Raw genomic sequence first — 21,505 nt, forward strand, 5'->3', positions numbered from 1 at the left:
TGCTATCTTGGACTTTATAAGTCCCTATAGGTCATAAAAAGTCCCGATTAGCGTAAAAAAATAGAGTTACCTTCCTACATGAATCCTATCATTTGTGAAACGTTTCACAAGTTCATTCGTGAATAATATTTCATGAATTCAATATACATGAAATCATTTCGTTTGTGTATGTCTAATTTGTGAAACATTTCACAAATTAATATAATAAAAATGCACTGCTCATATAGAGCAGTGCATTTTTATTATGCTAGCGCTTGTGCTAAATCTTCAATTAAATCTTCACCATCTTCAATACCAACAGAGATGCGAATTAATGTATCTGTAATTCCTAATTCTTTGCGGCGATCTGCTGGGATGGATGCATGTGTCATTTGAGATGGGATAGAAATTAAACTTTCTACTGCTCCTAAGCTTTCAGCAAGTGTAAAATATTGCAGTTTCTCAAGTACTTTATTTAACGTTTCCTCACTATCTACATCAAATGAGATGATAGCACCAAACCCGTTTGCTTGTTCTGTTGCTAATTCGTGATTTTGATGTGATTCAAGACCTGGATAATATACTTTATTTACTTTTGGATGGTTATTTAAAAACTCAGCAATTGCGCGTGAATTTATTTCATGCTCTTCCATACGAATTCCTAATGTTTTTAAACCGCGAAGTAGTAAGAAGCTATCTTGTGGTCCAAGAATACCTCCTGTTGAGTTTTGTACGAAATGAAGGTCTTCTGCTAGTTGCGGGCTATTTACAACTACTAGGCCTGCAACTACATCACTATGCCCACCTAAATATTTCGTTGCACTATGAAGTACAATGTCTGCTCCTAAAGAAATTGGCGACTGCCAATATGGCGTCATGAATGTGTTATCAATAATTGTTAATAAATCGTTTTCTTTAGCAAGAGTGGATATTTTCTTAATATCAGTAATTTTCAGTAATGGATTCGTTGGTGTTTCCACATAAATCGCTTTCGTATTTGGACGAATTGCTTCTACAACTTCCTCCAAGTTTGTTGTGTCTACAAAAGTATGCTCAATACCGAAACGATTTAATACTTTCGTGATAATACGATACGTCCCGCCATAAACATCATCTGTTAAAATGACGTGATCTCCTTTTGAGAATAGCATAATAGTTGCTGTAATAGCTGCCATCCCTGAACCAAATGCAAATCCTGCATGGCCATTTTCTAACACTGCAATCATTTCTTCTAAAGCTGAACGAGTTGGATTACCAGTTCTAGAATATTCATATCCTTGGTGCTTACCAACTGCTTCTTGTTTGTACGTACTCGTTTGATATATCGGCACGTTTACAGATCCAGTTGATGGTTCTCCTATGCGAATACCATGAATTAACTTTGTCTTTGCTCTCATTTTTTATTCCCATCCTTTGTATATGTCTTTGCTTAAATAGCGCTCACTACTATCAGGAAAAATCGTTACAATATTTGTACCTGGTGTTGCTTTCTCAGCCTCAAGCAAGCTTGCATGGAATGCCGCTCCTGAAGAGCTTCCAACGAGAAGTCCTTCTTTTTGCGCTAATTCTTTCACTCGTAAAAATGCATGTCGATCAGAAATCGTATGAATTTCATCAAAATAAGATGTTTTCAAAAATGGTGGAATGAATTCAAGACCAATACCTTCTGTTTCATGTGAACCAGCTTTACCACCATTTAAAATAGAGCCTTCTGGTTCTACAATAACCGTTTTAATATCAATATTTTTCTCTTTCAAATAAGATGCAGTTCCCATAAACGTACCGCCAGTTCCTGCCCCTGCAACAAATATGTTAATCTCTCCATTCAGTGCCGACCAAAGTTCAGGTCCTAGCGTTTTAAAATAAGCGCGAGGGTTTGCTTCATTCGCAAACTGACTTGGAGAGTATGAATTCGGTATTTCATTTACTAACTCTTTCGCTTTTGCAATTGCGCCGGTCATTCCTTGCTCAGTCGGTGTATGCACGACCTTTGCACCTAGCGCTTTCATTAATTCTTGCTTTTCAATACTAAATTTCTCTGGTACACAAACGATGACGCGTAAATCATGTTGTAACGCTGCAAGTGCCAGTCCAATGCCAGTATTTCCAGCCGTCGGTTCAATAATTGTTCCGCCCTGGGTAACAAGCCCTTTTTCTAACGCATCTTCGATTAATTCTCTTCCTAAACGATCCTTAACGCTTCCGCCTGGGTTGTAAAATTCAAGCTTTGCAAATAAACGGACTCCTTCTGGAAGTGAAAAACGAGTAATTTCTATAATTGGTGTATGACCAATCAATTCATGAACGCCACGATATACATTCATCGTGTTCTCCCCCTTATTTGCCAATAAAGAAAAGGCAACTGTATGTATTTTCTTTATATGAGACAGTTGCCTTTTTGTTACATTACTTTAACTCTTCTAGTACTTTTACGATAAAGTTTGTAGAATGAAGAGCTGCTTGATCTAAAAATTGATCAAATGAAACATTTGATTCTTTACCAGCAATATCAGAAAGTGCACGAATAATAACAAACGGAACTTCATATTGGTGGCATACTTGTGCAACAGCTGCTGCTTCCATTTCTACTGCATAAAGATCTTCAAATTTATCACGAATTGCTGCAACACGGTTCGGATCACTCATAAATGAATCGCCTGTTGCAATCATACCTTTTACAACTTGAATATTTTCTTCTGCCTGCATACATTTCTCAGCTAATGCAACTAATGCCTCATCAGCTTTAAATCCAGGTGGCATTCCTGGCACTTGACCATATTCGTAGTTAAATGCTGTTACATCTACGTCATGGTGACGAACTTCTGTTGAAATAACCACATCTCCAACATTTAAAGAATGATGGAATCCACCAGCTGAACCAGTGTTGATTACTTTTTCAGGTTTATATCTTTCTAATAAAATTGTCGTTGACATCGCTGCATTTACTTTACCAATACCAGACTTTAGCAAGATTACTTCATGCCCTGCCAATAGCCCTTTCGTAAATTCACAACCTGCAACAGTTTCTGTTTCTGCTTGTTCTAGTTTGTCACGTAAAATACGTACTTCTTCTTCCATTGCTCCAATTACAGCAATTCTCAATCTAATCCCTCTTTCTATTGCTTAGTTGCCTCCATTACCCAAACGAAATGATTTAATCTCGTAAACGTTACGTGGAAGCCATTGTTTTCAAAAATAGATTGCATGATCGGAATACGTGTATAGTATTCTGTTTGCAAATCGTTTGCTAACTGATGAAAACCTCTTTGTTTTGCTACTTCGACAGTTTTATCATATGCATCTTGATCTGCAAATATCGTATCAGCAAACACTATTTTACCACCTTTGTTTAGCAATTGACTATACTTCGCAATTGCTACGTCTTTTTCTTCATCTATTAAATGATGAAATGCGTAAGTGCTCACAATAGTATCGATTGAATTTGGGACTTCAAATGAAAGAAAATCACCCTCTGTAATTGAAAACTCTTTTGGTAATTTCTCTTTTGCAATAGTACGCATTTCGCGTGACGGTTCTATACCGTAAACTGTATGGCCGGCAAGTAATAATTTATTTGTTAAATTGCCAGTACCAACACCGAATTCTAATACGTTGCCAAATGACTTGTTAACTACATCCTCTAAAATGTCCTCATAATGGGCGAAAACTTCTTTATATTGTATATCTTCGCCTTGTACAAATGAGTCGTACGTATGAGCCCATTCATCAAATAAACCATTAAATTCTGTTCCCATAAAAATTCCCCTTTTTCTTATCGGTTTTATCAGTATGATATTCCCTCTTTCTAAAAATGTCAATTGAAATGTACGTAGTATTTCCTCCTTTTCTTTGTTACACTATAGGTGATTACATAGGAGAGGGGTCGTCTTCGTGTCATTTACCTTTGAAATGTTAGAAGATAAAGTAGAGTTTTTTGAAGCGGCAGACTTAGCTTCTTTAGAAAGAAAAATTAGTGAGCAAATTGACAATAATAAAGCACTTATGCTCGAAGTACATCACATCTCGCATCAAATGGTTATGGATCCTGAAAGCAAAAGACCTTATTATAGTGCGGTTGTTCATTTTAAATTAAAGAAATTACGCTAACTAAAAAAGAGAAGCTCATAAGAGCCTCTCTTTTTTAGTTTAGAGTTTGAACAAGTACTGGTTTCCAGCCCTCATTGTCTACCCAATCAATATTTACATAATATTTTTTACCTGATTGCTTATCTTGGACATTACCGTACGCTTTATTTTTACCGTTATTTCCGATTCTATGAATAACTAATTGCTCTACTGGAACGTCAATTGCAGTGGAAATCGCTTGATTCATTTCATTCCAATCTGCTGAACCTTTTTTAAACGTCATCGCAGGTGTTGCACCTTGCTGCGTACCTACTGGCTTCCAAGAGGATTTCGTATACGCATCTGTTGCCTTTGGCTGTGTTTTTTCAGCTGGTTTTTTCTCGGTAGCTTTCGCTTCCTCTTCAGCTTTTTTCTTTTCTTCTTCGGCCTTTAGCTTCTCTTCTTCCTTCTTCTTAGCCTCTGCTTTCTCTTGCTCGTTCTTCTTCGTCTCTTCTTTACCTTTAGCTTTCTCAGCTTTATTCTCTTTTGTTGGTTGCTGAGTTACTTTTTTATCACTAGAAGACGCTTGCTCTTTTCTTTCAGGAACAAACAATTGATATGATACAATAGCTACTAATATTAATACAATTGCAATTGCAATATTTAAAACACCGTTTTGACGACGTTTTTGTTGTTTCTGTTGGAATCTAGATCCTCCTGCCATTCTTCAAACCTCCATGCAGTTTTTCATACTTGCTATTGTAACATTAAATCTAGAAAGGTTGAACATTTACAATAATATTTTCACGAAATGAAAACATTTCATAAATAATTGCAAGATTACTTTTCAACTTCTAATTGATGAATTGCTTCTACCATTTCTGCAAAAGCTGGTGTAACTACATTTACGTTATCTGTTTCTATATCAACTACAACTAAAGCATATCTTGGGTTTTCATATGGAAAATAACCTGCAAACCAGCGATTTACCTTCTCTCCTTTTCCTGTTTGTGCCGTCCCAGATTTTCCAGCGATAGTTAGTGGCAACGAACGGAATGCGGTTCCCGTTCCTTTTTCCATCGTTACAACGCTTCTTAACAACTGTTGTAATTTTTTCATCGTTTCATAAGAAAGCTGTTTCCCATTTAATTTATGATTTTCAAATGTAAAAAAGTCGGTTCCATTTTTATACACTATTTTTTTCACAGCTTTCACTTCCATCTTCTCTCCACCTCTAGCAATTGTCGCCATCATATTCGCTATAGCTAGAGGTGACACACGTACATCTTTTTGTCCGACCATCGTTTGAGCAATCGCTTTTCTACTATCTTTATTTTCTTCGCTCCCCCAAATAATAGCACCCTTTTCTTCTGGCAATTGCTCAAATTCCGGTGTATGAAATACCGAACCTTTCCACCCTACCTTCTTACTTGCCCCTAAGGCCTCTAAATACGTTTCTAACACTCCCCTATCCTTTTGCATTAGTTCATCACCTAATGTGGCAAACGTTCGATTACAGCTTCTAGCAAAGCTTTCCTTGAAGTTTAATGACCCCATCATAACTTGTGGAAGATTTTCACCGTATAAATCCGTATTACAGTTAAATGTACGATTAAACCGCACCAAATTCTCATCAATTACTGCTGCTGCAACTACTGTTTTAAAAACAGACCCCGGAAAATGAGGAGTTAACATTTGATTTTCAAGTGTAGCTTTATATATCCTCTTATCATTCATCTGTAAGGAAGGCTTACTTACCATTGCTAAAACTTCACTATTCTTTATGTCTAGTAATACTAACCCACCTTTTTTTATTCCATTTTCATCTATAATCCTCTCTGCTCGTCGTTGCAACGTTTTATGTATTGTTGTTTGAATAGTAACTGGATAAAATGGATTTCCTGGTGAAGTGTATTTCGCCTGTTTCCCGAAAATCGGTTCTCCTTGTCGATCCACTTGATATAGTACTTTCGCTTCTCCATCAGTCAGTAAAAATTCATCAAATGATTGTTGCAATCCCGAAATACCAATTGGCGTTTGTTTCGAAGTTTTTTTCATTTCTCCATAACGCTTTTGAAATTCCTGTTCATTCTCTCCCACATCACCAATTAAATGATTTGCCTCTCCCGTTTGCTTCAGTCGAACTTCTGCTGCTACAATACCTAAAATATCTAATTGATTTACCTTCTCCATTTGCTCGAGCGTTAATTGAAATGGGATATTCCCCCTTCGTAATATAAATGCTTGATTCTTATTTTTCATTTGCAGTCTTATCTCTTGTCTCGACACACCAATGATATGCGCAATTTTCTCTAACATGTCATTTTTTATTTGTAAAAATGGAAAAACAATTAAGACTGGATATTTCTCTTCTCCAATTTCCTTACCATTTCGATCTGTAAAATGCCCTCTTCCATTATCTACTGTAAGTGATTGGGTTCGTTGCGTAACACTTTTTTCAATCAAATTGATATTTCGATCAGTAAATGATTCCGTATCTATAATCTGTATTTGGATTAAACGACAAAGTAATAAAAAAATCACACCCATAAAACAAATTAAAACAATTATAATTCTCCGTTTCATTTTCATAAAAAACACCTCGTCTATTGTAGTTTAGACGAGGTGTTTCACCTTTTATACAAATAAAAAATCACTCGTTTTAACACGAGTGATTTTTACGTTATTTTACAGAGATAATCTCTACTTGCATTTCTCCGCCCGGTGTTTGGATTGCTACCTTCTCACCAATTTGCTTACCTAATAAGCTTTTTGCGATTGGAGAATCGTTAGAAATTCTTCCTTCAAATGGATCGGCTTCTGCGCTACCTACAATTGTGTACGCTTCTTCGTCTCCACCTGGTAACTCTTTAAATGTTACTGTTTTACCTAATGTTACAACTGTAGACTCTTCACCATTGTCTTGAATGATAACCGCATTACGGATCATGTTTTCAAGTTGTGTAATGCGTCCTTCTACGAATGCTTGCTCATCTTTCGCTGCATCATACTCAGAGTTCTCAGAAAGATCTCCGAAGCTACGTGCGATCTTAATACGCTCTACAACTTCTTTACGTCTTACTGTTTTTAACTGTTCAACTTCGTTCTCTAGTTTTTGCTTACCCTCTTGCGTCATAGGGTATGTTTTTTCTGTTGCCATGTTTTCCACTCCTTTTATATACCAATCCCCCGAAAAAAAGAGGAGTTCCATATGAAAACTCCTCCGCTTATATATAGCGGAGGTTTCTAGCACACGTGGCACTAGTGGAGTTGTCACATACAACCCCTTATTCTCCAATTCTTCCTTATATAAAGAAGGTATGTATGGAAAGTTGATATAAATATGCCCTCACCTATTGGTAGGTGAGGTTTCATGTTTCATTGTATTCGATAAGAAGGGAAAAAATCCCTTCCTATCGTATATCTTTTACTATGCTATTACAAATTTACTTTTTGTTCAAGAATTGTTGCAATTTTTGTCACCATAATATCAATTGCAACATGATTTTGTCCACCTTCAGGGATAATAATATCCGCGAATTTCTTAGAAGGCTCAATAAATTGATTATGCATTGGACGTACAACGTTTACGTATTGGTCAATAACTGAATCCATTGTACGACCGCGCTCTTCAATATCGCGCTGCATGCGGCGTAAAATACGAAGGTCTGCATCTGTATCAACAAACAACTTAATATCCATTAACTCACAAAGACGCGGGTCTTCTAAAATAAGAATTCCTTCTAAAATGATTACATCTTTCGGCTCAACTGGAATAATTTTTTCTGAGCGCGTATGCAATGTATAGTCATATATAGGCTTTTCCACTTGCTCATATGCAAGTAACTGATGCAAATGTTCAATTAACAAATCATTATCAAACGCTAACGGATGATCGTAATTCGTTTTTAAACGTTCTTCCATTGGTAAATGGCTTTGATCTTTGTAATAATAATCTTGCTCCAAGATTAAAATGGAATGACCTTTAAAATGGTCAAAAATCGCTTTCGTTACACTTGTTTTTCCTGATCCTGAACCACCAGCGATTCCAATTACAACAGGCTTATTCGTCCCCATTCGACTACCACTCTTTCTTATTGAAGTATGTTTTTGCGCATCATATTATTCACATACACTGGTTGATCCACTTTGAATTTCACGATTTGCAACGGATGTCTCGCTGCATCTAATTCGTTTCCATCCTCATCCCAAATTTTCTCCACCGTTTGCGTAAAGTTTTCTATTTCTGGTCCAAAGAACTCCACTTCATGTCCTGGTTTGAAGTGATTACGTTGCTCAAGCGTTACAATGCCCGTTTCTTCATTATAATCTAACACTAAACCAGCAAAATCATACGTTGTTTTCTTACTATGATTTCCAAACATTTGCTCTTGATGTCCTGGAACCCCTTCAAAGAATGCAGGAGCTGTATCACGATTTGCACATTTATCAAGCTCATCTAACCATTCTTGTTTAAACTCAAAGTTATCCGGATCCGCACAATACGCATCAATTACTTTACGATATACAGTTGCTACAGTCGCTACGTAATGGATAGATTTCATACGTCCTTCAACTTTTAAGCTATCAATTCCAATTTCAATCATTTTCGGAATTGATAAGATTAAATTTAAATCTTTTGGGCTCATCGCAAAGTGAGCATCTTCTTCTTGGAATAGAGGAAGCTCTTTTGCATCTTTATGTTGTGATACCGTTTGAACTAAATCATAATCCCAGCGGCAAGATTGACAACAACCACCACGGTTAGAGTCACGCGCTGTCATATGGTTACTTAATGTACATCTCCCTGAATACGCGATACACATTGCACCATGGACGAATGCTTCAATTTCAATATCAACTTTTTCTTTAATTTCTTTCATTTCTTCATAGCTTGCTTCACGAGCTAATACAAGACGATGTAAACCTTCTTCTTTCCAATACTGTGCTGCTTTCCAGTTGGATAGTGATTGTTGTGTACTTAAATGCACCTCAACAGAAGGCGCTACACGTTTACATGTCTCAATAATAAGCGGATCGGCAACGATAATTCCCGTTACGCCAGCTTTTTCAATCCCTTTTAAATATTCCTCTAGCCCATCCATATTTTCATTATGTGCAAAAATATTTGTTGTTACGTATATTTTTGCTCCATATTTCTTTGCAAATTCAACGCCTTCTGCCATGTCTTCCAGCGTAAAGTTACCTGCATTAGAACGAAGACCAAATTCTTGTCCACCTAAATATACAGCATCTGCCCCATAATGGATAGCTACTTTTAATTTTTCTAAGTTACCCGCGGGGATTAACAGTTCAGGTTTTTTCACAATAACGCGTTTGCCATCGATCACTCGTGAAATTTCTTGTACAGCCATTTCCTACACCCTCCTCGTTTAGTAAACCGTTTCTTTAAAGAAGAATCCTGTATCTAACGGACGATTTACTGGTTGCATTTCTTCTATCTCTTTCAATAAATCATCTTTCACGTCATAATACGCATCACGATCTTCTACACATAAATCAATCGCTTTACGATATTTCTTCGTTACCTCAATAATGTATTCAGAACTTTTTAGGACACCATCAATTTTTAAGCTATCGACTTCAGCATCGATTAGTTCCTCTAACTCATCGATGAAACAAATATCATTTGGACTCATAATGTGAGTACCGTTTTCATCTTCATAAATTGGATATTTGTTATTACGTTCTGGGTCGTATAAGAACATATTCTCTTCATACTTTTTCTTTTCGATGTCGAGATTACGCCCTTGATACTCAAAGTAGTTTCCTACTAGTGAACGCTTCGATTGGAACATACAAGTCATACCGTGAATTTGTACTTCAAGTTCCACTTCAGCATTTTCTTTTAATTCAGCAATTTCATCTAAGCTAAGCTCACGAGCTAATACAGCGCGTTTCGCGCCTCTTTGCCCCCAATAGTTACAAGTAAACCAGTTTGTCGCTGTCGTTTCTGTATTCCAGTGAAGTTGCATGTTTGGTGCAACTTCACGAACAGCCATTAATACCGCTGGATCTCCGAAAACAATCGCATCTACATTTACCTCATTTAAAAAGGCAACGTAGTCCGTTAATTCTTCCACTTTATCATTGTGGAACATCGCATTCATTGCAACGTATACTTTCACACCATTTTCATGTGCAATGTTTACAGCTTGTTTCACATCTTCACGTGAAAACTCTCCTGCCAAACGTAAACCAAACTTTTGTTCACCAACCATTACTGCATCTGCCCCTGCTTTCACAAGAGGTTCAATATCCGCCACCGCTCTAGGCGTTACTAACAATTCAGGTTTCTTCATACTTTTGTCACCCTCTCTTTTTACTTACAGCCACTCCATCACCAATTGGGAAAATCGTTGTATCATATCCTTCATGGTTCATAAGCCATTCATTGTACGTCTTAATACGACGAATCAAACCACGCGTACGTCTATTTTCAATTTTCTCTTTTGTCGTCACAAGACCATGGTACATAACGTTATCTGAAATAATAACGCCACCAGGATTTAATAACGGTTCGTATAAGTCAAAAAAGCGACGATACTGCCCTTTCGCTGCATCAATAAAAATAACATCAAATGTTCCATGTTCTTTCACTTGTTCGCCCGTTTCTAAAGCATCACCGTAAATAACAGAAATACGGTCTGTTACTGGGGAACATTCTATATATTCAAGTGCCTTTTCATATCGTTCACGATTGCGCTCTACTGTCACAATACGAGAGTTCGGAATAGCTTGCATCATACGAATACTAGAATAACCGATTGCTGTTCCAAGTTCTAAAATACTTTCCGGTCCAATTAAACGTAAAAATTGCAGCATAAACTCCATTCCAAGTCGATCCATAATCGGCACATGGTTTTCAGTTGCATACTCTTCCATTTCAAGAATTAATTTATCTTTTGGATCAATAAATGATAATAGGTACTCGTTAACTGCATCCTCCATAATTGGTCCTCCTTATTTACATGGAGAAGTGCCTCTATGACGCGCCAATCTTTGTCTTTTCACACATAGAATGCAATAAAAATACAAGCCAGTTTCACCCTTAGCTTGTACGTCCCGTTTTGATATTAAAAACGATTCTTCTGCCAGTTTTTAACCCGATACATTTTACCACAAAAAAGAGGGATGTGCGACCTTTTTCGCTACCCCTCCCGATTTCATTGTTTTTTCGTAATGTATTTTTGCTTTAATGCATTATGTTCTTCTAATGTTTTCGCATAATACACTTCACCACTTGGTGCAGCTAAGAAATAATAATAATCTGTTTGCGCAGGATCTAACGCTGCTTCCACTGAATGTTTACCAGAGTTTGCAATCGGTCCAACTGGCAACCCTTTCACAACATACGTATTGTACGGTGAGTTTACTTTCAAGTCTTCGTATAATACACGTTGTTTATGCTTTCCAAGCGCGTATAGTACCGTCGGATCCGTTTGAAGCGGCATACCTTTCGCTAAACGATTATAGAAAACACTAGAGATTTTCTGGCGATCTGTAAAGCCAGTGGCCTCTTCTTCAATAAGTGAAGACAACGTGAGAAGTTGATGAACATCCCAGTTCTTCGCTTTCATTTTCGCCTCATTTTGAACAATGATTGCATTCGTTTTCTCAAGCATCGGAATTACGATTTCTTCTAATGTCGTATCTTTCTTATAGAACGAATACGTCGCAGGATATAAATAACCTTCTAATGGATATTTAATATTACTATCAAAAATTTTATCCGTTAATAGCTTCGGATACTTTTGCTGCATTTTTTGAATAAATGCTTTATCGTTTAATTGACGCACAACATCATCTTTATTCCACTTTAATTCTGTCGCAATCACTTCAGCAATTTCAGTTACTTGCGCTCCTTCTTTAATCGTCACTTTATAAAGAGCCGGACGATGTACGTTGCCAGTTGACATTTGTTCAATGACATCGTTAGCATTCATCGAAGGATTTAATAAATATGTACCTGCTTGTAAGCTTTTCGATTTAACTTTCGTATAAAAACTAAAAACTGTACCGCTGTTCACAGCACCTTTTTCTTCTAAAATCTCACCGATTTTACTTGTAGATGACCCCTTTGGAATCTCTACTTCAATCTCTTTTTTATTTCCACTATCAACTGGTCCTAATGCAGATGAAATATACGCATAGACTGATCCACAAACTAAAAGCAGTGCGATAATCGAAAATAAAAAGATGCGTCTACGCTTCTTCTTCACTTGATTCTCTACCAAAATTCTTCCTCCTTATTTAATTGTAGACCCTATACACTTCCTCTATACAATGCCCTACAAACATAAAGCAAAACCAACCATTTCTAAATAATTGGTGACAGCTACTCATTTAAAGCCTCATTTCATACAACCCGTCTTATTATACTATAAACAATTAAGTAGTTTCGACAAAAAATCTGTCATTTTGCATATGAATACAAAAAAGGCGAACTGTGTACACAGTCCGCCTTTTTATACATTACTACTCTTCGTCTTGCTCATCAGCAAGAGTGTTAAACATTTCTTGTACCATTTCCCACTCTTCTTCAGATTCAATTGAAAGTAATGTTCCGCCCTCTTCTTCACTTTGCTCGTATGCCATTGCATCGAAGATTTGGTCTCCATCTTCGTCTACTTCACCGATTGGAGAGAAGACTACGTAAGATTTTTTGCCGAATTTTTCAGCATCAAAAGTGAAAATAATTTCACATAAATGTTCGTTTCCTTTTTCGTCTACAATTGTAATTTGATTTTCTTCCATTTTGGTCACCTCTTATTTACTATCTAGAAATCCTTGTAAGATTACGACTGCAGCCATCTTATCGATTACTTGCTTTCGCTTCTTACGGCTCACATCAGCTGAAATGAGCAGACGTTCCGCTGCCATCGTCGACAAACGCTCGTCCCACATTACAACTTCTAATTGTAACAGATTTCGCAGGTTTTCTGCAAATTGTTGGCACGCTTCACCACGCGGGCCAATTGTACCATTCATATTTTTAGGTAAACCTACTACTATTTTGTCCACATTGTACTGTTTTACCAACTCAGAAATACGGTCAAAACCAAAGTAGCCTCGTTCTTCGTTAATCCTGATTGTTTCCAGTCCTTGTGCTGTCCAGCCCATTTCATCGCTCATTGCAACACCGACTGTTTTAGTACCAACATCTAAACCTAATATCCGCATAAACTACTCCTCACGATGATGTTTCAAGTAAGACTTCACAAGTTCTTCAATTAACTCATCACGTTCAAGCTTGCGAATGACGCTTCGTGCATCTTTATGGCGAGGTATGTATGCTGGATCTCCACTTAATAAATAACCGACGATTTGGTTAATCGGATTATAACCTTTTTCTTGAAGTGCATTATACACAGTTAAAAGTACATCATTTACATGGACACTCTGCTTTTCATCTTGAATGCTAAACTTCATTGTTTTATCAAAACCGTCCATTTCAAGCACCTCACTTGTAAGTAGTAAGTATAGGGAGAAGAACTTCTCCTCTCCCTACCATTGTACACTACTATCTCTTTATTTTGAAACAGATTTAACGTACTCTTGTACAAATGCTAAAGCTTCCTCAACTTGCGCTGGGTTTTTACCACCTGCTTGAGCCATGTCAGGACGGCCACCACCACCGCCTCCACAACGAGAAGCTACTTCTTTCACAAGTTTACCCGCATGGTAACCTTGACTAATTAAATCTTTCGTTACGCCAGCTAAAATATTTACTTTATCGTCATTTACAGACACTAATACAACAACTGCAGACTCTAATTTATTTTTAAGGTCATCCATCATTGTACGTAAATTGTTCATATCTGCAACATTTACTTTCGCCGCTAATACGTTCACACCATCAACTGTCATTACTGAATCAGTTAAGTTTCCAGCTTCGATATTGCTTAATTTCGCAGCAAGAGATTCGTTTTCTTTTTGAAGTTGTTTTACTTCAGCAAATAAACCATCAACTCTTGTTAAAATATCTTTCGGATTTGTTTTCATTTTTCCTGCTGCTTCTTTTAATAAACCTACTTGATCGTTCATTAATTCGTATGCAGATTTACCAGTTACCGCCTCAATACGACGTGTTCCTGCACCGATACCAGATTCAGCAACGATTTTGAAAATACCGATAGAAGCTGTGTTATCAACGTGACAACCACCGCAAAGCTCTAAGCTGTAATCGCCTACTTGTACAACGCGTACAACATCACCGTATTTTTCACCGAATAATGCCATTGCACCCATTTCTTTCGCTTCTTCGATTGCTTTTTGAGAAATCGCAACATCAATACTTTGCCAAATTTTTTCGTTTACGATACGCTCAATTTTTTCTAATTCGTCAGCTTGTACTTGACCGAAGTGAGAGAAGTCAAAACGTAAACGTTCAGATGTTACAAGAGAACCCGCTTGGTTAACATGCGTTCCAAGTACATCTTTTAATGCTTGGTGCAGTAAGTGAGTTGCTGTATGGTTTTTCACAACGCTACTACGGTTTTTCGTATCGATAAGAGCTTTTACAGCCGCTTCTTTCGTCAATGTACCTTCTTCAACAACAACTTTGTGTAAGTTTTGACCATTTGGTGCTTTTTGTACGTCTTTTACAAGAACTTTCACGCCGTCAGCAAGAAGATAACCACGGTCTGCAATTTGCCCACCGCTCTCAGCGTAGAATGGCGTTACATCAAGCATTAATTGTCCTTCTTCACCTGCTTGTAGGCTATCTGTGTACTCACCATTTTTCACAAGTGCAACAACGTTACTTTCTGTTGCAACTGTACCGTAACCAACGAATTCGCTCGCTACTTTAACTTCACCAAGTACACCGCCTTGAACTTGCATAGAATCAACGTCTTGACGAGCAGCACGTGCACGCTCACGTTGTTTCTCCATTTCATTCTCAAAGCCTGCTTGATCAACTGTCATACCAGCTTCTTCTGCATATTCTTCTGTTAATTCAATCGGGAAACCGTACGTGTCGTATAGACGGAAAGCATCTACGCCAGAAATAACAGTTATTTTTTCTTCTTTCGCTTTTGCAATTACTTCAGCTAAAATTGATTCACCATCATGAAGTGTTTCATGGAAACGCTCTTCTTCATTCTTCACAACTTTTGCGATGAAATCTTTCTTTTCAAGTACTTCTGGATAGAAGTCTTTCATTACTTCTCCAACAACCGGTACTAATTCAAACATGAATGGACGGTTGATATTTAATTTTTTCGAGTAACGAACAGCGCGGCGTAATAAACGACGTAATACATAACCACGGCCTTCGTTAGAAGGAAGTGCTCCATCACCAACCGCAAATGTTACTGTGCGAATATGGTCAGCAATTACTTTAAATGCCATATCTTTTTCTAAGTCACCATTACGATACTTCTCGCCAGAAATTGATTCTGTCGCCCCAATCATCGGCATGAATAGGTCTGTATCAAAATTCGTAGGTACATCCTGAACGATAGATGTCATACGCTCTAGACCCATCCCTGTATCGATGTTTTTCTTAGGAAGCGGCGTATATGAACCGTCTGGGTTATGGTTAAATTGAGAGAATACAAGGTTCCATACTTCTAAGTAACGCTCGTTTTCTCCGCCCGGATATAATTCTGGGTCACTAAAGTCATTACCGTAAGCTTCACCGCGGTCATAGAAAATCTCTGTATTCGGTCCACTTGGTCCTTCACCGATATCCCAGAAGTTTTCTTCTAAACGGATGATGCGTTCTTTTGGAACACCCATTTTCTCATTCCAAATTGTGAATGCTTCTTCATCTTCCGGATGAATTGTAACAGATAGTAATTCTTTATCGAATCCGATCCACTTGTCACTCGTTAGAAATTCCCAAGCCCAAGTAATTGCTTCTTCTTTGAAGTAATCACCGATTGAGAAGTTCCCTAACATTTCAAAGAATGTATGGTGACGAGCCGTTTTCCCAACGTTTTCAATATCGTTTGTACGAATTGATTTTTGTGCATTTGTAATACGTGGGTTTTGCGGGATTACACGTCCGTCAAAATATTTCTTTAATGTCGCTACACCACTATTAATCCATAGAAGAGATGGATCCTCGTGCGGAACTAGTGATGCACTTGGTTCTACTGCATGTCCTTTTTCTTGGAAAAAGTCTAAAAACATTTGACGAATTTGTGCGCCTGTTAGTTGTTTCATTGTATTTTCCTCCTTAAATATAAAAAACTCCCGCCCCTAATAAAAGGGACGAGAGTTAACTCGCGATACCACCCTAATTATGAATTGATTATTATAACAATCAATTCATCACCTCATGGTGCCGTAACGTGGCAAGACGGCAGTGATTAGCTGCTCTCAGGATTAGCTTTCTGTTACCCTTCATTTAAAGCTTCTTTCAGCCATTGGAAGCTTCTCTCTATAAATGGACTGTAACATACTTATTCCGTCATTGATTTAATGTATTATATGACTAAATATAATAGAATTCTCTTAAGTTTGTCAATGTAGATAATCATTTATATTGTATCAATTGCCTATTAATCATAGTTATTCTACTATTCATTCTTAACAGCCTTTTCATATATTATGCATTTATTACCAAATAGGAATCTCCTCATAAAAAACACCTTATACAAGTTTCTGAATATTACATTTTTTGTTATAATTAAATTATTAATAATAAAGGAGCGATCACAATGACAACCTTATTGAACGAAGCTAAAAGCATGTTAACTACGGACGAAACTATATTGTTTTACACAGCGTGTTCATTAGATATATTTATATATCGTTCCGTCGCAAGACCAGGCCTGCTAATCTTAACAAATAAAAGGCTCTTCTTTTTCGGGCCAGATTTAAGCAAAAACCCAATATTTGAAGAGTACTCTTTCGCAAAAATTTCTAATCTCAAAGAACAAAAACGCCTTTTCAATAATCAAATTGTATTCATGTATGATACGGAATGGAAAAGAATAAAACATATTCAAACAAATGATGTGAGCGGGATTGTTCAGCAAATAAAAGAACAACTCCCTAAATAACCATATTATTAGCCCTCTATCATAAATAGAGGGCTTCATATTAAATATCTTCTCTTTTCCAAAGAGGCCTCACATGAACGACCACTGTCCGAATGACCGCTAAAATAGGAACCGATATTAGTAATCCTACAATCCCCGCAACTTCTCCCCCTACTAGTAACGCAAACATAATGATCACAGGGTGCATACGAAGCGACTTACCAACGATGTAAGGCGATAAAATGTTACTTTCCAAAAATTGCAAAATAGCAATCGTAATCCCCGCCTTAATGAGTAAACTCGTTGATACCGTTGCCGCAATCATCAACGTCGGGATCGCCCCTAAAATAGGACCAAAGTAAGGGATTATATCCGTTACCCCAATAATAATACCGAGTAATAACGGATATTTCATACCGATAAACCAAAAAGAAAGAACAGATACTCCCCCTAATACTAAGCAAACAAATAACTGTCCTCGAATATAACTTCCGAGTGACTTATCAATTTCTTTCGCAAGCATTTGACCCGTACTACGCCACTTACTCGGAACTAGTTTCCAAAAAATATGATAAAACTCACCGTAATCTTTTAATATGTAAAATACAATGAACGGAATTAAGAAAATAATGAGCAATGAATCCAGTACACCACGTGCTGTGCTCATAACTTTATTTAAAAGCGTTTGTATCTTCATTTCTACACCAACAAAAATTTGCTTTACCTTTTCATGAATAAATGATGGGAAATTCGCTGTTTGTTCTGTAACTCCATCCATCCAAGAATCGTACATTTTTGTAAACTGCGGAAATTGTTCATTAATTTCTTGTAACTGTTTAATAACAACTGGCGTTCCTTTATAAATCCCATAGCCAATTCCGCCAAAGAAAAGAATATAAATGAGCAAAATAGCAAGTGTGCGTGGCATTCCTTCCTTATGGATTTTTTCAATTAAAGGGTGTAATAAATAAGCAATAAAACAAGCAATAAGGAACGGTGTGATCGCCACTTTAAATACAAAAATAATCGGTGCCCATAGTGGCTTAATTTTCAAAAAGACGAGCAAACAAAGAAAAACGAGTAACAATAATCCTAAACGATATATCCAAATGATTTTAAGATTCTTCACACGAAAAACCTCCTCCACCTTTATTTTGAAAATAAATAGGTTAGGTTATGTGCAAAAGTTTTAAAATCTTTTTATACAGACCATACTGTTTTTTAAAGACGTACATATATTTAACATAATAAGGACAACCACCCCTGAAAATACAAAATGTCAAAATATAATCAGGAGGGCTCATAATGATCTTATTTATGCTTGCATTATCCGCACTTTTTATGCTTCTTGAATGGATTTGTATCGGGTTTGGTATTTGGAAAGGCTTCTTTATTCGTTCCTCGCGAAAAGAAAGAGCGAAGCACTTATGGCATTATGGAATGCTTGGCGTTGGATGTTACGGTTTATCTTATCTCTTCTCTGAAATCGGACTTTTATATTTGCATACAAGCGCATAAAAAAACTCCCTTATCATGAAGGGAGTTTTTTACGCCTTATAAATAAGACTTAATCATCTTACGTGCTTTTTTTACATTGCGTTTTGAGAATACATCTTGTTTGCGAGCATATTGATATGCTGCAGCTCCAACACCTAATGCGATTAATGAATTGCGTAGATTCAAAGTAAATCCCCCTTTTCGTTATCCGATCGTTCTTTCATTATCATCAAATAAATCATCAAGAGAGCTTAATGAACCATCTTCCTCTACTTGATGTGTATGGATTTTCCCCTTTGAAACCGATAATTCGATATAACAACTCCAGCAATAAAATTGGTTGACACCTATTTTTCCGATGTCTTTCCCTTTGCAATTTGGACAACTGAACATATGGCTTTCATCTCCTTACAGTCTCCCAGATTCTATTCGCCATTATGTCCAAACTGCATTCATTTATACATTGCTAGAGCCTTTCAACGTTATACGTTTGAAAGTTTCACTATATAATTTCACCTTGTTACATGAAATCATACGGTGAAATGTTTTCCACATCCATTTCTTCACCATTAACCGTCACCATTTGCACTTCGCCTTGTGATTCTTGCAATCGACCAGCTAAAGTCGTTTGACGCATTGCATCATCAAGGCGATTTACACCGGATTGAAAAGCTGCTTCCTCCCCGCAAATAATAAGGAATTTCTTACTCCTTGTAATACCCGTGTAAATTAAATTACGACGTAACATACGGTTATAGCTTTTTACAATCGGCATAATAACAATCGGAAATTCACTACCTTGTGATTTATGAATCGAGCAGCAATATGCATGTGTAATTTGATTTAAATCTGGCTTTGTATACGTTACTTCAATCCCGTCAAATGAAACGATAATCATATCTTGTTGCTCAACGTTTTCTTTCGCATAAAACACCGAAACGATTTCTCCGATATCACCATTAAACACTTGGCTTTCCGGCTGATTGACGAGTTGCAGTACTTTATCTCCTCTGCGGTATACAACGTCACCGTAGGCAATTTCTTTACTTTTTTCCCTTTTCGGATTAAACACTTCTTGGAGAGCTTCATTTAACACATTAATACCTGCTGGTCCGCGGTACATAGGTGCCAACACTTGTACATCTCTTGCGCTAAATCCTTTTGTCTTGGCATTTTCACATACTTTTTTTACAACTTCAACGATTTGAGCGCCTGTACAAGAAATAAAGGAACGATCCTTTTTATTTTGTGCTAAATCTGGCGGAAGCGCACCACCTTTTATCGCATGGGCAAGCTGAATAACAGATGACCCTTCCGCTTGACGATAAATTTCTGTAAGCTTGACCGTTGGAACTGCACCTGCATTCAATAAGTCTTTTAGCACTTGTCCAGGTCCTACAGATGGCAACTGATCTTCATCACCTACAACGATAACTTGAATATTTGTCGGAAGCGACTTAAACAGCTGATTTGCAAGCCAAATGTCAACCATTGAAAACTCATCAATAATGAGTAACTTTCCTTGTACTGGATCGGTTTCATTACGCTGGAAAGACCCTTCTGGCGTCCAACCGAGTAGACGATGAATTGTGCACGCCGGAAGCCCCGTCGATTCACTCATTCGCTTCGCTGCTCTTCCAGTTGGAGCCGTTAATAAAATCGGAAATGGATTATCATCACTATATTCATTCGGATTTAATGATACTCCGTGAAGTGATGCATACATTTCAACAATCCCTTTAATAACTGTTGTTTTCCCCGTTCCTGGTCCACCTGTTAATAGCATCATCGGCTTATGAAGTGCAGTTTGAACTGCTTCTTGCTGAAGCGGCGCATACTGCACCTTTAGCTGTTCTTCAATTTCTCCTAATGTTTTTAACACTTCTGCTTCAGGGAATGCAGGGGTTTCTTCTTGATTCATAAGACGACGAATTGACTTTACAACGCCTTTCTCAGAATAGAATAAAGAAGCTAAATACACTCGCTCTTCTTCTATAATGACTTTCCCTTCGCTTTGCATCATTTCAACGCAGCCTACAATATCTTCCTCAGTCACTCTGCCTTCTTGATTATTTAAAAGTGACATCGTTTCTCTTACAAGCTGACCTTTTTCCATATACACGTGACCGAGTTGTAATGAAATATTCTCTAACGTATAAAAACACCCTGCACGTACACGGTCGTCGTGATTGCCCGTTATTCCGATTGCACGCCCTATATCATCTGCTCTTCCAAATCCAATTCCGTCCACTTCTTCAATAAGTTTATACGGATTATTACGAATCACTTCTAATGTCATCTCTTTATATTGCTGATAAATTTTAATAGAAAGTTTTGTTCCAAAACCGTAACCATTTAAAAAACTCATCACTTTCTCGAGCCCTTGATGCTCAATAATCGTCTCATATATTTCCTGCGCTTTTTGCTTGTTTACAACACCATTTAGCGCATCAGGATCATCCATAATTTTAGAAATCGCATGCTCACCGAGATGGTCCACGATTTTTTCGGCTGTACGCTTTCCAATCCCTTTAAATAAATCGCTCGCTAAATATTGCACCATACCTGCTTTTGTTTGTGGCAGTTCTTTTTTAAACGTTTCAACTAAATATTGTTTTCCATACTTTGGGTGGTCTTTAAAGTGACCTGTTAATGTAAACACTTCATCTTCATGCATACGGGGAAAATGACCGTTTATCATTACTTTTTTTTCATCGTATGTTTCATTCGTTTCAATGACTTTCATACTGACAACGGAATAGAGGTTTTCTTCGTTGTGGAAAATGGTATGAAGAACTTGCGCTTTTATAAATTTTTTCTCTTCCTCAAACAAATCCATTGCATGTTGATTTCCCATATTTCCTCTCCTTTCCGAGTTCTTTTCACTTTAATGAGCAGTACATCCCCCACCTCTTTCACAATCTTTAGATGAGGGGTAACTGCGCATT

The 21,505-nt window shown here is 37.2% G+C and carries 23 protein-coding genes and 1 other annotated feature; of the genes, 3 read left to right on the forward strand and 20 right to left on the reverse strand.

The annotated features are described in order from the left end of the window. Nucleotides 1–242: 242 nt before the first annotated feature. The 4 genes from ACFWDE_RS00810 to ACFWDE_RS00825 all read right to left on the reverse strand — a co-directional run bounded on the left by ACFWDE_RS00810 (nt 243) and on the right by ACFWDE_RS00825 (nt 3,734). Nucleotides 243–1,376 carry a bifunctional cystathionine gamma-lyase/homocysteine desulfhydrase gene (locus tag ACFWDE_RS00810; protein WP_377889384.1) on the reverse strand — a complete coding sequence of 378 codons (1,134 nt, stop codon included), beginning with the start codon at nt 1,374–1,376 and terminating at the stop codon, nt 243–245. A gap of 3 nt (nt 1,377–1,379) precedes the next feature. Further along, nucleotides 1,380–2,303 (reverse strand): O-acetylserine dependent cystathionine beta-synthase, encoded by a 924-nt coding sequence (locus tag ACFWDE_RS00815; protein WP_377889386.1) that lies wholly within the window; start codon nt 2,301–2,303, stop codon nt 1,380–1,382. Nucleotides 2,304–2,385: 82 nt separating this feature from the next. Beyond that, the gene (gene mtnN / locus ACFWDE_RS00820; protein WP_002088741.1) at nt 2,386–3,081 is read right to left on the reverse strand and encodes a 5'-methylthioadenosine/S-adenosylhomocysteine nucleosidase; all 696 of its coding nucleotides are present in this window, start codon (nt 3,079–3,081) and stop codon (nt 2,386–2,388) included. Nucleotides 3,082–3,095: 14 nt separating this feature from the next. Then, the gene (locus tag ACFWDE_RS00825) at nt 3,096–3,734 is read right to left on the reverse strand and encodes a class I SAM-dependent methyltransferase (protein ID WP_002145647.1); all 639 of its coding nucleotides are present in this window, start codon (nt 3,732–3,734) and stop codon (nt 3,096–3,098) included. Nucleotides 3,735–3,870: 136 nt separating this feature from the next. Here ACFWDE_RS00825 and ACFWDE_RS00830 point away from each other — a divergent pair, with 136 nt between their 5' ends. Further along, nucleotides 3,871–4,086, forward strand: a complete 216-nt coding sequence (locus ACFWDE_RS00830; RefSeq protein WP_002145646.1) for a YrzA family protein — start codon at nt 3,871–3,873, stop codon at nt 4,084–4,086. Nucleotides 4,087–4,120: 34 nt separating this feature from the next. Here ACFWDE_RS00830 and ACFWDE_RS00835 read toward each other — a convergent pair whose 3' ends face one another. The 12 genes from ACFWDE_RS00835 to alaS form a co-directional block, all read right to left on the reverse strand. Further along, nucleotides 4,121–4,768, reverse strand: a complete 648-nt coding sequence (locus tag ACFWDE_RS00835) for a YrrS family protein (RefSeq protein WP_377889394.1) — start codon at nt 4,766–4,768, stop codon at nt 4,121–4,123. Nucleotides 4,769–4,884: 116 nt separating this feature from the next. After that, nucleotides 4,885–6,636 carry a peptidoglycan D,D-transpeptidase FtsI family protein gene (locus ACFWDE_RS00840; RefSeq protein WP_377889396.1) on the reverse strand — a complete coding sequence of 584 codons (1,752 nt, stop codon included), beginning with the start codon at nt 6,634–6,636 and terminating at the stop codon, nt 4,885–4,887. Between the two features lie 91 nt (nt 6,637–6,727). Beyond that, the gene (gene greA, locus ACFWDE_RS00845; protein ID WP_131232081.1) at nt 6,728–7,204 is read right to left on the reverse strand and encodes a transcription elongation factor GreA; all 477 of its coding nucleotides are present in this window, start codon (nt 7,202–7,204) and stop codon (nt 6,728–6,730) included. A 278-nt stretch (nt 7,205–7,482) separates the two neighbouring features. After that, nucleotides 7,483–8,121: a uridine kinase gene (udk, locus tag ACFWDE_RS00850; RefSeq protein ID WP_375369585.1), complete on the reverse strand. Its 639-nt coding sequence runs from the start codon at nt 8,119–8,121 to the stop codon at nt 7,483–7,485. Nucleotides 8,122–8,138: 17 nt separating this feature from the next. Beyond that, nucleotides 8,139–9,419, reverse strand: coding sequence for a peptidase U32 family protein (locus ACFWDE_RS00855; protein ID WP_264539204.1), 1,281 nt, complete (start codon nt 9,417–9,419; stop codon nt 8,139–8,141). 18 nt (nt 9,420–9,437) lie between these two features. After that, complete coding sequence (locus ACFWDE_RS00860) at nt 9,438–10,367, reverse strand: peptidase U32 family protein (protein WP_377889399.1); 930 nt, start codon at nt 10,365–10,367, stop codon at nt 9,438–9,440. Nucleotides 10,368–10,374: 7 nt separating this feature from the next. Continuing rightward, nucleotides 10,375–11,016, reverse strand: a complete 642-nt coding sequence (locus tag ACFWDE_RS00865) for an O-methyltransferase (protein WP_002122686.1) — start codon at nt 11,014–11,016, stop codon at nt 10,375–10,377. Nucleotides 11,017–11,231: 215 nt separating this feature from the next. Further along, nucleotides 11,232–12,302: an endolytic transglycosylase MltG gene (gene mltG / locus ACFWDE_RS00870; RefSeq protein WP_377889401.1), complete on the reverse strand. Its 1,071-nt coding sequence runs from the start codon at nt 12,300–12,302 to the stop codon at nt 11,232–11,234. 241 nt (nt 12,303–12,543) lie between these two features. Continuing rightward, a complete protein-coding gene (locus tag ACFWDE_RS00875; RefSeq protein WP_002111975.1) occupies nt 12,544–12,822 on the reverse strand; it encodes a DUF1292 domain-containing protein in 279 nt (92 codons plus the stop codon). 12 nt (nt 12,823–12,834) lie between these two features. Then, the gene (gene ruvX, locus ACFWDE_RS00880) at nt 12,835–13,248 is read right to left on the reverse strand and encodes a Holliday junction resolvase RuvX (protein ID WP_001221205.1); all 414 of its coding nucleotides are present in this window, start codon (nt 13,246–13,248) and stop codon (nt 12,835–12,837) included. 3 nt (nt 13,249–13,251) lie between these two features. Next, the gene (locus tag ACFWDE_RS00885; RefSeq protein WP_377889404.1) at nt 13,252–13,518 is read right to left on the reverse strand and encodes an IreB family regulatory phosphoprotein; all 267 of its coding nucleotides are present in this window, start codon (nt 13,516–13,518) and stop codon (nt 13,252–13,254) included. Between the two features lie 78 nt (nt 13,519–13,596). After that, on the reverse strand, nt 13,597–16,239 hold the full coding sequence (alaS, locus tag ACFWDE_RS00890; protein ID WP_002145639.1) for an alanine--tRNA ligase: 2,643 nt from the start codon (nt 16,237–16,239) through the stop codon (nt 13,597–13,599). A 41-nt stretch (nt 16,240–16,280) separates the two neighbouring features. Further along, nucleotides 16,281–16,499, reverse strand: a binding site (T-box leader). A gap of 237 nt (nt 16,500–16,736) precedes the next feature. Between alaS and ACFWDE_RS00895 the strand changes: the two genes are divergently transcribed. Next, nucleotides 16,737–17,081, forward strand: a complete 345-nt coding sequence (locus ACFWDE_RS00895; RefSeq protein ID WP_377889406.1) for a PH domain-containing protein — start codon at nt 16,737–16,739, stop codon at nt 17,079–17,081. Between the two features lie 40 nt (nt 17,082–17,121). Here the strand turns inward: ACFWDE_RS00895 and ACFWDE_RS00900 are convergent, their stop codons facing one another. Next, nucleotides 17,122–18,189, reverse strand: coding sequence for an AI-2E family transporter (locus ACFWDE_RS00900; RefSeq protein ID WP_002138436.1), 1,068 nt, complete (start codon nt 18,187–18,189; stop codon nt 17,122–17,124). A 176-nt stretch (nt 18,190–18,365) separates the two neighbouring features. On the opposite strand from ACFWDE_RS00900, the gene ACFWDE_RS00905 reads away from it, so the two are divergent. Beyond that, complete coding sequence (locus ACFWDE_RS00905) at nt 18,366–18,578, forward strand: hypothetical protein (RefSeq protein WP_002015285.1); 213 nt, start codon at nt 18,366–18,368, stop codon at nt 18,576–18,578. 36 nt (nt 18,579–18,614) lie between these two features. Here ACFWDE_RS00905 and ACFWDE_RS00910 read toward each other — a convergent pair whose 3' ends face one another. The 3 genes from ACFWDE_RS00910 to recD2 form a co-directional block, all read right to left on the reverse strand. Next, a complete protein-coding gene (locus tag ACFWDE_RS00910; protein WP_002015286.1) occupies nt 18,615–18,743 on the reverse strand; it encodes a YrzQ family protein in 129 nt (42 codons plus the stop codon). Between the two features lie 18 nt (nt 18,744–18,761). Further along, entirely contained in the window at nt 18,762–18,950 is a 189-nt protein-coding gene (locus ACFWDE_RS00915) for a hypothetical protein (protein WP_377889409.1), read from the reverse strand. Between the two features lie 127 nt (nt 18,951–19,077). Further along, nucleotides 19,078–21,414, reverse strand: coding sequence for an SF1B family DNA helicase RecD2 (recD2, locus tag ACFWDE_RS00920; protein WP_002111980.1), 2,337 nt, complete (start codon nt 21,412–21,414; stop codon nt 19,078–19,080). Nucleotides 21,415–21,505: the final 91 nt, after the last annotated feature.

Origin of the sequence: Bacillus sp. NPDC060175 (assembly GCF_042728695.1) — a bacterium.
In the GTDB taxonomy this organism is placed as follows: Bacteria; Bacillota; Bacilli; order Bacillales; family Bacillaceae_G; genus Bacillus_A.